This window comes from Luteolibacter sp. Populi (assembly GCF_040801775.1).
In the GTDB taxonomy this organism is placed as follows: domain Bacteria; phylum Verrucomicrobiota; class Verrucomicrobiia; order Verrucomicrobiales; family Akkermansiaceae; genus Haloferula.
Window position 1 is genome coordinate 5,618,585 of record NZ_CP161812.1, and the last position, 13,502, is coordinate 5,632,086.

Below are 13,502 nucleotides of genomic sequence, written 5' to 3' on the forward strand. Positions count from 1 at the left end.
ACAAGCCATCGAGCCCGACGCCTTCGCCCGCTGCATCGTCGCCCACCTCGACGCCCTCGGTTTCGCCACCACGGCAGGCCAGATCGCCATCGACGGCAAGGTCCTGCGCGGCAGCCGCAGCGGCGAACTCCCCCACGTCCACGCCGCGAGCGCCTGGGCCTGCGAGGCCGGCATCACCCTCGCCCAAGCCTTCGTCGCCGACAAAAGCAACGAGATCACCGCGATCCCCGAACTGCTCGCTATGCTCAATCTCAAAGGAGCCGTGGTTACCATCGACGCCATGGGCACCCAGCGCGCCATCGCCGCGGACATCGTGGGGCGGGGCGGCGACTACATCCTGTGCGTCAAAGGCAACCAGTGCCGCCTGCACGACGAGGTGCGCGACCAGTTCGACTTCGCCTTGCGCCAGCTCGGCACCGCCAAGCTCCATCCCGCCCGCTAGAATATCGCCCGTACCGGGGACACCGGCCACGACCGCGTCGAAACGCGCTCCATCGTCGTCTGCCATGGGCTTGACTGGATGAACGAGAAGATCCGCGCGGAAGGGAAGGGCATCCGCAGCGTGATCATGGTGCACCGCCATACCTTGCTTGGGGCTGGCAAGAGCCGCAGCGAGACCAGCTACTATATCAGCAGCCTTGGCGATACCCGCGCCGGAGCCATGCTCGCCTACATCCGCGGCCACTGGAGTGTCGAGAACCGCTGTCACTGGGTGCTCGACGCGATCTACCGCGAGGACCACAACCAGACGCGCGACCGCAACGCTGCCGCTAACCTCGGGACGCTTCGCCGGATGGCGCTCAATGCCCACAACCGCATGTCTTTCGAAGGCAAGAAGCCCAAGAGCCTGCCCAAGCGTGAACTGCGCGCCGCCCAAGACGAAGCCGACCTCGAGCAACTCCTCTCCCTAATGTAGAAGCCCTGCCGGCCACCCCGCGAGATTTCACCTGAAATCCTGCCTCGAGCGTGTTAGGTCCGTAGTGTTTCAATCCGCTACGCCATCGCCATGAAATACCTGCCATGCATCGCCGGAGGCCTCCTGGGGGCCATGTTCATCGCCTTCTCCATCATGTTTTTCGCCGGGGTGAAGCCGCCCGAGGGGGGACCAGTGCCGCCCAAGGAGGCCATCGACTTCGGGACCGCCATGGCCACCACCGGCTACATGCACATGGTCAAGGTTTTCGAGCTGCTCGGCGGCATCCTCGTCGCCATCCCGAAGACGCGGAACTACGGCCTGCTGATCCTCGGCCCGATCATCATCAATGTCCTGGCCTACCACCAGTTCCTGCAGAAGGACGGGATCTTCCAAGGAATGCTCATCGGCATCTGCGCGCTCGCTCTCTATCTCCTGTGGGCTGGCCGCCGGAATTTCGCGGGGCTGAAGAATTGAGCGTCCTCCCCATCAGCCCCATGCTGTCACCTACGGACGGTTGCTCCCTTGGGAGCGCGGAGCAGCGGTGTCATCAGGCAAGTGAAAATTGTGGATCGGCGATCATCCGGTTGAGAACCGAGAGCATTTTGCGCATGACCGCCACCATGGCGACCTTGGGCAATTTCCCCCTGGCGGTCAGGCGTTGGTAGAGCGCCGGGAGGATGGTATTGTGGGTGGATGCGGTGACCGCCGCCATGTAGAGCACGTCGCGCACGACGGCGCGCCCGCCGCGGATCCGGCGCTTGCCGCGGTGTTTGCCGCTGTCGCAGGGATGCGGTGCGACGCCCACCAGCGAGGCGAGGGTCTTGTCGCCGAGCAGGCCGAGTTCGGGCAAGTAGGCCAGCAGGGTGGCGGCCAGCACCGGGCCGACCCCGCACAGCTGGCGCAGGCGCTTGGCCTTGGCACCCAGGGCGGGCTCGGCCTTGAGGTGCGCGGCGATGTCCTTGTTGACCTGGCGCAGCGCGGCCTTCAACGCGGCGAGCTGGGCCTGGAGGCCCTCGCGCAGGTAGCCCTGCGCGACATCGAGTTGCGAGGAGGTGGCGACGCGCCGGTCGCTGATGAGGCGGCGGTAGTCGAGCATCTCGCGCAGGCGCACGGCGGCGGGATCGGCCGGCAGTTCGAGGGGCGGGCGGATCTTGTCGCCGTAGCGGGCGAGGAGTTGCGCGTCGATGCTGTCGGTCTTGGCGAGCAGGCCTTCGGCGAGGGCGAAGTGGCGGACCCTGCCGGGTGGCACGACGCAGACGCCGGTGCCGGCTGCCAGCAGCGCGGCCACGGCGGGGCGCTCGTAGCCGCCGCTGGCCTCGCAGATCACGCGCGGGTTCTGCAGGCCCTGGAGGCGTTTGATGAAAGCGGCGTGGCCCTTGGGGGTGTTGTCGTCGGCCCGCGGCTTGCCGCCGGGGACGAAGGAATCGAGGCGGGCCTTGGAAACATCCAGGCCGACGAAGGTGACGGAGGGGTCGGTCATCTCTTTCTTGCAATGCGAGTTCATGGTGACTCAATCAGCGGTTCGAGGTTTGACCGGGAACGGAACCGGGGACCCATGCTCCGCGACGGGATCGAGGTCCCTTGCCACAGGCGGCGGTCTCTCCGGTTCCGCCGCGTGCGGGGCTGCCACCCCGCACGCGTCCCGGTGTGGGTAATATAACCCACCATGCGTGCCGCCATCAGGCAACCCGCCGCGGGTGCTTTCCTCCGACGAGCTTCCTACGGGCCCATTCTCGGAAAGCACCCGCGGCTGGCCGTTGTTTTGGACGGCGGTGCAACATACAAGCCACCCGGCCCGCAGAATGGTCCCTGCCTGCCCTCGGCACGAAAAGGTAGGCAGCCAAGCAACGGTGCTTTCCACTACCACCGCGCAAATGTCTAACACCGCTCCGGCAGCGGCTCCTCGCCGCCTTTCCCAAAGGTATCCGCGCTGAAAACCTCGATCGCGGTGCGCGCGACCTTCCGCGTGTCCGCATACGCATAACTCCCCACGCCGATCGCGCCGACCACCGGGATCCAGCGCGCCAGGGAATTGCGGATGCCCGTCTCCGTGATCTTCACACCGATCTTGCCTGCCACCTTCTGAAGGGTGCGCAGCGTCGTCCGCCGCGCCACGTAGCGCTCGCCCACCCGCACCATGATATCGCGCACCGCCTGTGCCGCGGTGTGGCGGAAGAGGCAGTAGATCATCCGCTCCTTCGTCAGATCGCCGGTCTTGCCATACACCGCCGCGATGTCCGCGACCATCTTCGACTGGATCTTCCACACCATCACCATCTCGGGCAACAGCGTCAGCCACGCGATGATCCCGGAGGGCAGCGCCAGGGTGGCGGCGGTGGTCCCCGCCTTCACCGACGCCGAATGCCCGATCGCCCGCGCGCTCCGCAGCGGCGTCAGGCTCTCGTCTTCCACGCTCGCCGGGACTTCCCCCACGATGCGCAGGATCGCGCTGGCAATCTTGTCGGCGGTGGTTTCAGCGGGCGGCAGGCTCAGGTCTTCGGGCATCGGAGGATGGTGAATCGGAGCCATCCTCGCCCCGATCTCTCGCGCTGTCATCCGGGATGGAAAATTTCCTCCTTTTCCTCATCACCTGCCACTGCGCGATCCCCAGCCACAGAGGCAGGTAGCAGAGCAGGATCAGCCAGAATGGGATGACGCAGGAGATGAAATCCACCGACGCGCCGTCGATTTCCTGACGCATGTAATGAGATCCTTCGAGCCCCGGGAAAAAGGGGGGCTTTGCCGATAACGCCATGGAGCCCCGCCCGGTTCGACCGTATGGCCCGGTAGCGGAGAGCTGATAATTCGCGCTGTCAGGGCCCACTCGCGCGACCACTTCGCTTTTTCCGATTCGCAGCGCGGAATCGTTCACGATGACCCAATGGCGTAGGTCAGGACTCGTTGGGACCGTCCTCGACCACCCGGTCTGCATTTGCCGCGAATCCGCCCAAGCCCACAGCAGGATCACCGCCGGCAGAAGCCCCAGTAGGAAAAATGGCGAATAGCGGAGCGTCACGGTATTCCCACCATGAAGCACCGCCTCCTCTTGTCAGCCACGAATCGTGAAAGACAAACGCGTCAGCGCCCGGGACCGCGGAGGCTCTGCCCCGCAGAAGCAATCTGAAACAGCGTGATCCATCGCGCGATGATGGTGGAGAGCGCCGTCACCTTACTGCCCATCTATCCGTGCCCCGGGCAGCTAGGGACCATTCTGCGGGCCGGGTGGCTCCGCTCTCCCAGGAAGGCCATCCATCAACTCTCCAAGAACTCCAGCAGATCCGCATTCAGCTTGTCCTTGTGCGTGTCCGTCAGGCCGTGGGGCGCGCCGGGGTAGATCACCAGCTTCGCATGCGGCAGCAGCTTCGCCGAAGCCAGACCACCCACCGCGATCGGTACCACCTGGTCGTCCTCGCCATGGAGGATCAGCGTCGGGATGTCGAATTTCTTCAGGTCATCGCGGAAGTCGGTTTCGGAGAAAGCCTTGATGCACTCGTAGGTATTGAGATGGCCGCCCATCATCCCCTGCATCCACCACGAATCGATCATCCCTTGCGAGGGCTTCGCACCCGGGCGGTTGAAGCCGAAGAAGGGCCCCGAGGGCAGGTCCTTGTAGAATTGCGAACGGTCCGCCATCTGCGCCGCGCGGATCCCGTCGAAGACCTCCATCGGCACGCCGTCCGGGTTGTCCTCCCGCTTCACCATCAGCGGCGGCACCGCCGAGATCAGCCCCGCCTTGGAGAGCCGCTTCGTCCCGTGCCGGCCGATGTAGCGCGCCACCTCCCCGCCGCCGGTGGAGAAGCCGAAGATCGCCGCATCCTTCACATCCAGACGGTCTAACAGCTCCGCCAGGTCGTCGGCGTAGGTGTCCATCTCATTGCCCGTCGCCGTCTGGTCCGAGCGCCCGTGCCCGCGCCGGTCGTGGGCGATGCAGCGATAGCCTTTCCCCGCCAGGAAGATCATCTGGGATTCCCAGCTATCCGCCGTCAGCGGCCAGCCGTGGCAGAAAACGATCGCCGGGCCGCTGCCCCATTCCTTGTAGTAAAGTGTCGTGCCGTCCTTGGTCGTGATGGTGCTCATGTTCGTGGTGGTCGGTAGGAGGTAAGTGGTAGTCGGTAAGAGTGATCTCAAATTTCAAATCTGAGATCTGAGATCTGAGACCTGAAATCTGAAATCTGAAATCTGAAATCTGAAATCTGAAATCTGAAATTCGGGATCTGAAATCCGGGCAGGGCAGGGGAGTTCGGAGCGTCACGGGGATTCTTGGGAAAGCCCTGCGCCTCGTGACAATGAGAGCGTGATTTTCCTGAGGTCGCTCCCCGCGAACGCTTCCATCTTGAAGGGATCCCCTCCGAGTCCTATCAAGCGCGGAGATGATTCGCGCACTCCGGCCCCTGCCGCTTGCCATTGGCGCGGCCATCGCATTCACGATGCTTCCCGTCTCGGCCCCGTTTGAAAAATGGACGGGCAAAGACGGCAAGACCGCGGAGCTCGAATTGGTCGGCGTGGAGGGGGATGGCGCGGAAACCTCGGTGGAGTTCCGCACGAAGGCCGGGCGGACGCTGACGCTTCCATCTTGCTTCCCCGTGCCGCCATGCCATAACCGCCAGTTGTGAGATCGGCAGCCATCCTACCTTCACCTCTGCCCGCACCGGCCCTCGCGCTGGCGGGCGTCCCCGCCCTGGCCACTGTGGCGGTGATCGGCTTCCTGCTCTCGCTCGCCGTCGATCGCTTTCCGGGCACCCCGCCACCCGCCGATCCCTACCAACTCTGGCGGGATAAGGACGGCGTGGTCCGCGAGCTCAAGCTCGTCGGCCTGAAGAACGACGCCGCCGGCAGCAAGGGCGAGTTCCTCACGCGCGAAGGTGCCACCGTCCTCCACCGCATCACCGACTTGCAGACCGCCGATCAGGCCCGCGCCTGGGATGCCGCCTTCGCCCTCGATCCCGTGCTGTCCTTCAAGCAGGCCACGATCCGGAAGACGGAAGTCGTCGGCCAAAGATACACGCTGTGCTACAGCTTCGACGTCTCCGTTCTGCCGATCCGTTCGATCAAAAGGGATTCGCTGAAGATCAACCGGGTGCCGGTCGAAAGCCTGCACGGCATGACGATCTGGCCGGGCTATTGGTCCCCCGCGCTGCGGTTCGCTGCTGGGTCCATACCCTTTCCTGCCAGGCCGGGAAGCCGGTGGTCCTCCCAAGATGACGGACCCGCGTGGATTACTCCCGTTGAAGGCGATTCCGACCGCGTGGATCTCGTCGCCACCGGTTTTTTCTACCCGCCCTCCATGAAGGGCGCACTCGCGGAAGGCAGCGTGATGGCGGTATGCATGGACGAAGTGGCGCAAGAGCAACTGCGCATGGACGTGCCCGCGGAAGTCGGCGGGATCACCACCGGCAGAATCGGCCCGCTCCAGCTCCGCTTGGAAAAGACGCATGGCCTCGCCAGACATGATTTCCTCGTCCTGAAGGTGGAAGGCGATCATCCGGGACAATGCACCCATGCCGGCTTCTTCCACTTCTTCCGCCGCTCGCTGGCGCGGGAGACCATTGTTGATCATGGCACCAAGTCCGTGGTCATCAGCGCCGGCTACTATCGCCGCGTCAAGGAGGTCGAAGTGCCCTTCTCCGGGACGCCGGAGTAGGGGAGGGGGGCTATCGAAAACGCGCCAGCGCCCGGGACCGCGGAGGCTCTGCCCCGCAGAAGCAGCCGGAGCGGCGCTATTCCATCGCGCGGTGGTAGCGGAAAGCGCCGTCGCTTGGCTGCCCATCTTTTCGTGACGACGGCAGCGTGGGACCGTTCTGCGGGCCAGGTGGCTCCGCGCCCGTGCTCTCCATCTGTTAGATCCATCCACCACCCCTCCGCCTTCAAATTCCCGGTCACAATTCCCCGCATTCCCCCAATCGGTATCGCACAGGAGGCAAGCATCGCCGCCTTCCATCCACCGAACCACTGCCATGAATCCCTACCACAAGCTTTTCACGCCCGAAGACAGCGCCGTCGTCTTCATCGATCACCAGCCGCAGATGACCTTCGGCGTGGCGAATATCGACCGCGCGACGCTCCTCAACAACGTCACCCTGCTTGCCAAGGTGGCGAAGGAATTCAATGTCCCCACCGTGCTCACCGCGGTCGAGACGGAGTCCTTCAGCGGCTACATCTGGCCGCAGCTCCTCGATGTCTTCCCCGGCCAGCCGATCGTCGAGCGCACCTCCATGAATTCCTGGGACGACGAAGGCTTCCGCGCCGCGATCCGCGCCACCGGCCGCAAGAACATCCTCATGACCGGCCTCTGGACGGAAGTCTGCGTCACCTGGCCGACCATCGAGATGCTCGGGGAGGGCTACAACATCTACGTCGTGGAAGACTGCTGCGGCGCCACTTCCCCCGCCGCGCACGAGGCCGCGCTCTCCCGCATGGTCCAGGCCGGCGCGGTCCGCGTCACCGCACTTCCCGCCTTGCTGGAGTGGCAGCGGGACTGGGCGAAGCGCGAGCACTACGACAAGCTCATGGGCCTCATCAAGGGCCAGGGCGGTGCCTACGGCGTCGGCGTGGAATACGCCTACACCATGGTTCACAAGGCCCCGCAATCCGCCATCAAGCCGCAGGTCGTTCCGCCGGGCAAAGGCCATTGATCTCGACGAACGTGGCCGGGGCATCGCGTCCCGGCCACGTTCCATAAAGCTCATGATGATCGCACGGGCCGCCTTCACCTGCCTTCTGGCATCAAGCGCCCACGCCCAGGACTGGAGCCTCTCGCTCGAAGGCCACGCCCGCACGATGTATGAAGGCTACCGCGGCCTCGACTTCGGCCTCGGCCCCATCGATGCCGACGACTGGGTCCACCAGCGCGTCCAGCTCATGGCCACCGCCGACCGCGGCGAGGCCCTGCGCTTCGCCGCGGAATTTACCTGGGGCCGCATGTGGGGGAAGGAATCGCCCCTCGCCCCGCCGGACCAGGATGACCCGGATTTCCTCCAGCTCTACGTCCAGGGCGGGATCGATCTCGCGGATGGCGACCGCATCGAGCTCCGCGCCGGCCGCCAGACCCTCTACTACGGTTCTGGTAGACTACTCGCCGCACGGGAGGGCGCGAACCAGCGGCTCTCGCACGATGCCCTGCTGCTCTCCTGGCAGAGGGGGGAGGAGACCCGCGTCGATGCCTTCATCGCATCCCCGGTCCAGGTCCGCCCGGACGCCTTCGACAACGTTCTCACGCGCCTCCGAGGTCCTGCTCTGGAGCGTCTACGGCGTCATGCCGCTGCCCTGGGGGCACGGTTATCACGCGGACCTCTACTACATCGGCCTGCGGGATGAGGACTCGGTCTTCGCGCCCGGCGGTGGCCGCGAGATCCGCCACACCATCGGCACTCGCATCTGGCGGAAGGAAGGCCCCTGGCATCACGATTCCGAACTCATCGCTCAATTCGGCGAGGCCGGTGCTCGCGATATCCTCGCGGGCGCGCTCAGCATGGGCATCGGTCGCGAACTCTCCGGCCTCCCCTGGACCCCGCTGCCACAGCTCCGCGCCGATGTCATCTCCGGCGGCGATGACGGCAGCGGCAGCATCCACAGCTTCCACCCGCTCTTCCAGGCGAACAATTATTTCAATGAAGGCGGCTTCATCTCGCCCTCGAATCTCTGCAATCTCAACCCGCGCCTTCTCCTCCACCCCTGCGATACCATCGAACTCGGAGTCGGCGTGAATTTCCAGTGGCTCTTCAGCACCCGGGATTCGATCTACGGCCCGCCCCTCCAGCGCCTCGGCACCCCCGTCCCCGGCGGAGAGCGCTACCTCGGCACCGCCTTCAATCTCTCCGCCGAATGGAAGCCCACGGAGCGCACCCAATACTTCCTCGCCTACACCCGCCACCAGGCCGGCCCCGCCCTCCGCGATGCCGGCGGGGAAAATGTCGACTACCTCCAGGCCAGCTTCCGCATCGCCTTCTAGCAACCCCGTATTGCCCGCCGGATTCTACGATACCTCCAGTAGATCAGCCCGCCCCATCCGGCGAGATGCAGGGCGATGACGAACGACCACTCAAAAGACCAAGTTCGCAGCTCCACTGGAGAAGCCGGTGTCGGACGCCTATCGTGGACCCCCAGCAGACCCCGTGGAGCCGGGCCGAAGATGACCGGCTCCATGAGATAATAGGCTTCCCGCGGCTCATGGAAGGCTACCGCTGTCGCACGGCCGCTGACCTTCCCGCCGATCTGCCGGGTGAGGAAAGCTCTTCCTCCGGTCTGGCCCGCCCTCCACACCTTCGCGCCCCCGAGATCGATGGCTACCCGGCTGCTATATCGCCAAGACATCCCCCAGGCCCACAGCAAGAAAATCAGGACGGCAGCCCCGATCCACAGCAGCGGCGAGCGAGCAAACGAGGGCGCAGTCATGGTCGTGGTCCTATCCAAGCATCCGTATACCCCCCGCCAAGAAAGATCCTCCCGACGACCCCCTGGCGCTCCCTCCGACGGCCAGCCCCACTGGGACCGCCGGGCACTGCCCGGCAGAGCGGTCCCGAGCGCCTCGCCTCACCAAACGCCCCTTCCATCCGTGCAGATCCGCGCCCATGCACACGGCGGCAGGGACCTTTCTCCGAAAGGTCCGGCTGGGGATGGCCCGAACCCATCCTCCGACGCCGAGGATGCCATCGATCGCGAAGGCCGCCTCCAGCCATCGGCTGAAGCACGCCTTCGTCACGCCGCCATCCGCCGCCGGCGTGTGACCCCGGAAGCACGGGAACTTCAGCCGCTCGCCCTCCGCCGCGCGGCGGATCAATTCGTGCCGCTGTTTTACGGCATCCATAGTAATAAATCAACCTTGGTCCGGGAAGTGGTCCGCCACCACCTTCATGCGCCGCTTGTAAAGTTCCCCAAGCTGCTTCGCATGCCGGCCGCGGCGGTTCTGCTCCTCCAGCTTGCGGATCTTGATGTCCAGCCACCGCAGGATATCGGTGCCGCGCTGCCGCATCTGCTCCGCATGGGTCACCCGGTCCACCGCCACCTTCTCTGCCAGCTCGCGCCAGCCCTTGTCATTCGTCTTCGCCGGGATCCGCCACTTCGACCCCAAATTCCACAGCGGCTCCCGGCACGACGCGCAGCGCAGCTCCGATGGCCATGAACCTTCCGCCCGCCGCGCCACCCGGCACGCGGTACAAACGTACGTCCGGTGGCACACTCTCAATTTCATGCACGCATTCTAGCGGATCGCGAACCACGCGTCGACCCTCCCGACCCCTACGGAGAGCTGGAAAAATTACTTAAGATCTACGAAGTATTCACCGGGCGCTGGACAATCCGGAGGGTCTTGCTAGAAAAAAATCGTCCTTTCCCCCACGATCCTCCCTCTCTCCCCATGAAGCCCCGCTCCCCCCGCCGCTACTACCATCGTCACTATGTGAATGTGACGACCCAGCGCGAAGAACGTGTGGCCAAGGATCCGATCTGGTCCGCCGCCGCCTGGCTCGGCCTCGCCGCCGCCGCGACCGCCCTGGTGTTCTCCGCGGTCTACATGCTCGGTTGAGCATTCGCTTCGGTAATTACTAGGCTTCTAGTTGGCCCGCGCATTCCGGGTGGGAGAAAAGGAACCGCCAAGACGCCAGGAACGCCAAGTTCTTGATCGGCATCGTCCCGGCTTCTCCCCTTCCAAACTTGGACGTTCGATGTTGGATGTTCGATGTTCGATGTTCGCCTTGATCCCCTTGATCGCCTTCCGCCTTCAATCCCACTTCACCTCCGCCTGGTTGTGAAGCAGTCCGGCCCACCGCCCGCCGCACTTCACCCATCCCTGGCGCATGCAGCCGCCGCCATCCTGCACCTTCACGCGGAAGACCGCTTGTGACTTGGAGGCATTGAAGTCCGGACCGCGGAAGAAGTAGCGGCGTTCCGAGGAGACCACCTTCACTCCCTCCCGCGTCGCCCAGTCCTTCAGGATCTGCGCCGACCGCCGCTCTTCCCAAAAGACGCCCCAGATGATCGCCGCCGCGACCAGCAGCAGCCAGATCACCATCGAGTATGCATGCATCGTGGCACCACTGTGCCCGCCACCGCGGAAGTTTCCACTATAAAGACATCCCCGCGTCACACCCCCGCCCATCCCCCCAATAGAACCTCATCACCCTCCGTCCCGACCCACAGCACCGAGCCGCACCCATGAGCCCGCCACCGGAAGATACCAGCGTCACCGTCGTCGTCCGGCGGCGCACGAAGCCGGGCTGCGAGCCGACCTTCGAGGAAGCGATGCAGGAGTTCATCGCCTTCGCCCTCTCCTTCCCCGGGAACCGCGGCATCCACGTCCTCCGCTCCGAGCAAGCGAACCCGCGCGACTACACCGTCGTCGACCGCTTCGCCGATGCCGCCTCGCGCAAGGCCTTCACCTCCTCCGATGCCTACCGCGAGTGGATGCTGCGCCTCCGCGAACTCACCGAGGACGACCCGCACATCGAGGAGATGGAAGGCATCTCCGGCTGGTTCACCCTGCCCGGGGAGCCTGTTCGCAAGCCGCCGCCGAAGCCGAAGATGGCGCTCGTCACCTTCCTCGGCGTCTACCCGCTCACCGCGATCCTCCCCCATTTCTATAAGGCGCTGCTGCCCGCCTGGCACCCGCTCGTCGTGAACATCTTCACCACCGCCACCGTCGTCGCCCTGCTCACCTGGGTCGTCATGCCGAATCTCACCAAGCTCTTTCGCAAGTGGCTGTGGAGCGCGGCGGCATGACGCAGCACTCCACGCCTCACCTTTCATCACCATGATTCCCGATCTCATCCTCCGCAACGGCAAGATCACCACCCTCGATCCCGCCAAGCCCGAGGCCACCGCCCTCGCCATCAAGGACGGCCGCATCCTCGCCACCGGCAGCGATGCCGACATCACTCCCGGCCCTCTAACAAAGGTGATCGACCTGCAGGGCCACCGCGTCATCCCCGGCCTCAATGACTCCCACCTCCACCTCATCCGCGGCGGCCTGAATTACAACATGGAGTTGCGCTGGGATGGCGTGCCCTCCCTCGCCGATGCCCTGCGCATGCTGCGGATCCAGGCCCACGCCACCCCGCCCGGCCAGTGGGTCCGCGTCGTCGGCTCATGGAGCGAGTTCCAGTTCATCGAGCGCCGCATGCCCACCCTCGAAGAGTTGAATGAAGCCGCGCCGGACACCCCCGTCTTCATCCTCCACCTCTACTGCCGCGCCCTCCTGAACCGCGCCGCCCTCCGCGCCTGCGGCTACACCAAGGACACCCCCGACCCTCCCGGCGGCGAGATCCAGCGCGACAAGCAGGGCAATCCCACCGGCCTCCTCATCGCCCGCCCGAATGCGATGATCCTCTACGCCACCCTCGCCAAGGGCCCCAAGCTCCCGCCGGAGCAGCAGGTGAATTCCACACGCCACTTCATGCGCGAGCTCAATCGCCTCGGCGTCACCAGTTGCATCGATGCCGGCGGCGGCTTCCAGAACTACCCCGATGACTACGAAGTCGTCCGCCAGCTCCACGACCGCGGCGAGATGACCGTCCGCATCGCCTACAATCTCTTCACCCAGAAGCCGAAGCAGGAGAAGGACGACTTCGCCAAGTGGATGAAGATGACCAAGCCCGGCGATGGCGATTCCTTCCTGCGCATGAACGGGGCAGGGGAGATGCTCGTCTTCTCCGCCGCCGATTTCGAGGACTTCCTCGAACCACGCCCCGACCTCGCGCCCACCCTCGAAACCGAGCTGGAGGAAGTCGTCCTCGCCCTCGCCTCGAATAACTGGCCCTTCCGCCTCCACGCCACCTACGATGAAAGCATCACCCGCTTCCTCGATGTCTTCGAGCGCGTGAACAAGGCCGTCCCCATCGGCGGCCTGCACTGGTTCCTCGACCACTGCGAGACCATCTCGGACCGGAATCTCGATCGCGTCGCCGCCCTCGGCGGCGGCATCGCCATCCAGCACCGCATGGCCTTCCAGGGGGAATACTTCGTCGACCGCTACGGCGCGAAGGCCGCCGAACGCACCCCTCCTGTTAGAGGAATGCTCGCCCGCGGCATCCCCGTCGGCGCCGGCACCGATGCCACCCGCGTCGCGAATTACAATCCCTTCAACTCGCTCTGCTGGCTCGTCACCGGCAGCACCCTCGGCGGCCTCCAGCTCTATAAGGATGACAACCGCCTCAGCCGCGAGGAAGCCCTGCGCCGCTACACCGTCGGCAGCGCCTGGTTCTCGAGGGAGGAAAGCGTGAAGGGCAGCCTCGCCCCCGGCCAGTTCGCCGACCTCGTCGTCACGAATGAGGACTACTTCACCGTCCCCGAAGCCCGCATCCGCGACCTCCACTCCGTCCTCACCCTCGTCGATGGCCGGCCCGTTTACGCCGCCGGCCCCTTCCGCGAGCACGATGCCCCCGCCATCCCCATCCTCCCCGACTGGTCGCCCGTCAAGCGCTTCGGCGGTTACGGCGCCCCCCTCTGGAATGGCTTCAGCACGGCCCCATCCGCTAACAAAAAATCCTACGCCCCGTCACCCGAGTCCCACCCCTTCTGGGGCTCCGGCTGCGACTGCTTCGCCTTCTAGTCGAAAACGAACAATCCCCAGCCGCCCGCCCCCAAGGGTACGTAG

The 13,502-nt window shown here is 65.1% G+C and carries 15 protein-coding genes and 2 pseudogenes; 10 read left to right on the forward strand and 7 right to left on the reverse strand.

Translation table 11 applies throughout. The features are described from left to right. Window positions 1-7 precede the first annotated feature (7 nt). Together ABWK72_RS22850 and ABWK72_RS22855 are read left to right on the forward strand one after the other, a co-directional pair. Window positions 8-916, forward strand: a pseudogene (locus tag ABWK72_RS22850) (ISAs1 family transposase). Between the two features lie 90 nt (window positions 917-1,006). Continuing rightward, entirely contained in the window at window positions 1,007-1,390 is a 384-nt protein-coding gene (locus ABWK72_RS22855; protein WP_367871894.1) for a DoxX family protein, read from the forward strand. A gap of 73 nt (window positions 1,391-1,463) precedes the next feature. Here ABWK72_RS22855 and ABWK72_RS22860 read toward each other — a convergent pair whose 3' ends face one another. The 4 genes from ABWK72_RS22860 to ABWK72_RS22875 all read right to left on the reverse strand — a co-directional run bounded on the left by ABWK72_RS22860 (window position 1,464) and on the right by ABWK72_RS22875 (window position 4,993). After that, window positions 1,464-2,420 carry an IS110 family transposase gene (locus ABWK72_RS22860; RefSeq protein ID WP_367871895.1) on the reverse strand — a complete coding sequence of 319 codons (957 nt, stop codon included), beginning with the start codon at window positions 2,418-2,420 and terminating at the stop codon, window positions 1,464-1,466. Between the two features lie 374 nt (window positions 2,421-2,794). Next, the gene (locus ABWK72_RS22865; protein ID WP_367871896.1) at window positions 2,795-3,421 is read right to left on the reverse strand and encodes an EcsC family protein; all 627 of its coding nucleotides are present in this window, start codon (window positions 3,419-3,421) and stop codon (window positions 2,795-2,797) included. Further along, window positions 3,390-3,932, reverse strand: coding sequence for a hypothetical protein (locus tag ABWK72_RS22870; protein WP_367871897.1), 543 nt, complete (start codon window positions 3,930-3,932; stop codon window positions 3,390-3,392). The genes ABWK72_RS22865 and ABWK72_RS22870 overlap by 32 nt, the downstream gene beginning before the upstream one ends. 236 nt (window positions 3,933-4,168) lie before the next feature. Beyond that, window positions 4,169-4,993, reverse strand: coding sequence for an alpha/beta fold hydrolase (locus tag ABWK72_RS22875; protein ID WP_367871898.1), 825 nt, complete (start codon window positions 4,991-4,993; stop codon window positions 4,169-4,171). A gap of 293 nt (window positions 4,994-5,286) precedes the next feature. Between ABWK72_RS22875 and ABWK72_RS22880 the strand changes: the two genes are divergently transcribed. From ABWK72_RS22880 to ABWK72_RS22900, 5 genes and pseudogenes are all read left to right on the forward strand, one after another. After that, the gene (locus tag ABWK72_RS22880; RefSeq protein WP_367871899.1) at window positions 5,287-5,529 is read left to right on the forward strand and encodes a hypothetical protein; all 243 of its coding nucleotides are present in this window, start codon (window positions 5,287-5,289) and stop codon (window positions 5,527-5,529) included. Further along, window positions 5,526-6,557 (forward strand): hypothetical protein, encoded by a 1,032-nt coding sequence (locus ABWK72_RS22885; protein WP_367871900.1) that lies wholly within the window; start codon window positions 5,526-5,528, stop codon window positions 6,555-6,557. The genes ABWK72_RS22880 and ABWK72_RS22885 overlap by 4 nt, the downstream gene beginning before the upstream one ends. Before the next feature lie 313 nt (window positions 6,558-6,870). After that, a pseudogene (locus ABWK72_RS22890) lies at window positions 6,871-7,347 on the forward strand (hydrolase); the annotation flags it as partial. A gap of 253 nt (window positions 7,348-7,600) precedes the next feature. Then, window positions 7,601-8,230, forward strand: a complete 630-nt coding sequence (locus ABWK72_RS22895; protein WP_367871901.1) for an alginate export family protein — start codon at window positions 7,601-7,603, stop codon at window positions 8,228-8,230. Next, window positions 8,169-8,864 (forward strand): alginate export family protein, encoded by a 696-nt coding sequence (locus ABWK72_RS22900; RefSeq protein WP_367871902.1) that lies wholly within the window; start codon window positions 8,169-8,171, stop codon window positions 8,862-8,864. Before ABWK72_RS22895 ends, ABWK72_RS22900 begins: the two co-directional genes overlap by 62 nt. Here ABWK72_RS22900 and ABWK72_RS22905 read toward each other — a convergent pair. After that, window positions 8,861-9,307, reverse strand: a complete 447-nt coding sequence (locus ABWK72_RS22905) for a hypothetical protein (RefSeq protein ID WP_367871903.1) — start codon at window positions 9,305-9,307, stop codon at window positions 8,861-8,863. The genes ABWK72_RS22900 and ABWK72_RS22905 overlap by 4 nt on opposite strands. Before the next feature lie 421 nt (window positions 9,308-9,728). Beyond that, complete coding sequence (locus ABWK72_RS22910) at window positions 9,729-10,103, reverse strand: hypothetical protein (RefSeq protein WP_367871904.1); 375 nt, start codon at window positions 10,101-10,103, stop codon at window positions 9,729-9,731. Between the two features lie 165 nt (window positions 10,104-10,268). Between ABWK72_RS22910 and ABWK72_RS22915 the strand changes: the two genes are divergently transcribed. After that, window positions 10,269-10,436: a hypothetical protein gene (locus ABWK72_RS22915; RefSeq protein WP_367871905.1), complete on the forward strand. Its 168-nt coding sequence runs from the start codon at window positions 10,269-10,271 to the stop codon at window positions 10,434-10,436. Window positions 10,437-10,631: 195 nt separating this feature from the next. On the opposite strand, the gene ABWK72_RS22920 is transcribed toward ABWK72_RS22915, so the two are convergent. Next, a complete protein-coding gene (locus ABWK72_RS22920; RefSeq protein WP_367871906.1) occupies window positions 10,632-10,937 on the reverse strand; it encodes a hypothetical protein in 306 nt (101 codons plus the stop codon). 128 nt (window positions 10,938-11,065) lie between these two features. Here ABWK72_RS22920 and ABWK72_RS22925 point away from each other — a divergent pair, with 128 nt between their 5' ends. Both ABWK72_RS22925 and ABWK72_RS22930 read left to right on the forward strand, forming a co-directional pair. Beyond that, entirely contained in the window at window positions 11,066-11,629 is a 564-nt protein-coding gene (locus tag ABWK72_RS22925; protein WP_367871907.1) for an antibiotic biosynthesis monooxygenase, read from the forward strand. 31 nt (window positions 11,630-11,660) lie between these two features. Then, entirely contained in the window at window positions 11,661-13,457 is a 1,797-nt protein-coding gene (locus tag ABWK72_RS22930) for an amidohydrolase (protein WP_367871908.1), read from the forward strand. The last annotated feature ends 45 nt before the right edge of the window (window positions 13,458-13,502 follow it).

Excerpts from the sequence above, each read along its gene's own strand:
- ABWK72_RS22925 (WP_367871907.1), top strand. The coding sequence starts at position 11,066 with ATGAGCCCGCCACCGGAAGATACCAGCGTCACCGTCGTCGTCCGGCGG.
- ABWK72_RS22860 (WP_367871895.1), bottom strand. The coding sequence starts at position 2,420 with ATGAACTCGCATTGCAAGAAAGAGATGACCGACCCCTCCGTCACCTTC.
- ABWK72_RS22895 (WP_367871901.1), top strand. The coding sequence starts at position 7,601 with ATGATGATCGCACGGGCCGCCTTCACCTGCCTTCTGGCATCAAGCGCC.
- ABWK72_RS22855 (WP_367871894.1), top strand. The coding sequence starts at position 1,007 with ATGAAATACCTGCCATGCATCGCCGGAGGCCTCCTGGGGGCCATGTTC.
- ABWK72_RS22875 (WP_367871898.1), bottom strand. The coding sequence starts at position 4,993 with ATGAGCACCATCACGACCAAGGACGGCACGACACTTTACTACAAGGAA.
- ABWK72_RS22920 (WP_367871906.1), bottom strand. The coding sequence starts at position 10,937 with ATGCATGCATACTCGATGGTGATCTGGCTGCTGCTGGTCGCGGCGGCG.
- ABWK72_RS22905 (WP_367871903.1), bottom strand. The coding sequence starts at position 9,307 with ATGACTGCGCCCTCGTTTGCTCGCTCGCCGCTGCTGTGGATCGGGGCT.
- ABWK72_RS22900 (WP_367871902.1), top strand. The coding sequence starts at position 8,169 with ATGCCGCTGCCCTGGGGGCACGGTTATCACGCGGACCTCTACTACATC.
- ABWK72_RS22865 (WP_367871896.1), bottom strand. The coding sequence starts at position 3,421 with ATGCCCGAAGACCTGAGCCTGCCGCCCGCTGAAACCACCGCCGACAAG.
- ABWK72_RS22910 (WP_367871904.1), bottom strand. The coding sequence starts at position 10,103 with ATGAAATTGAGAGTGTGCCACCGGACGTACGTTTGTACCGCGTGCCGG.
- ABWK72_RS22930 (WP_367871908.1), top strand. The coding sequence starts at position 11,661 with ATGATTCCCGATCTCATCCTCCGCAACGGCAAGATCACCACCCTCGAT.
- ABWK72_RS22880 (WP_367871899.1), top strand. The coding sequence starts at position 5,287 with ATGATTCGCGCACTCCGGCCCCTGCCGCTTGCCATTGGCGCGGCCATC.
- ABWK72_RS22915 (WP_367871905.1), top strand. The coding sequence starts at position 10,269 with ATGAAGCCCCGCTCCCCCCGCCGCTACTACCATCGTCACTATGTGAAT.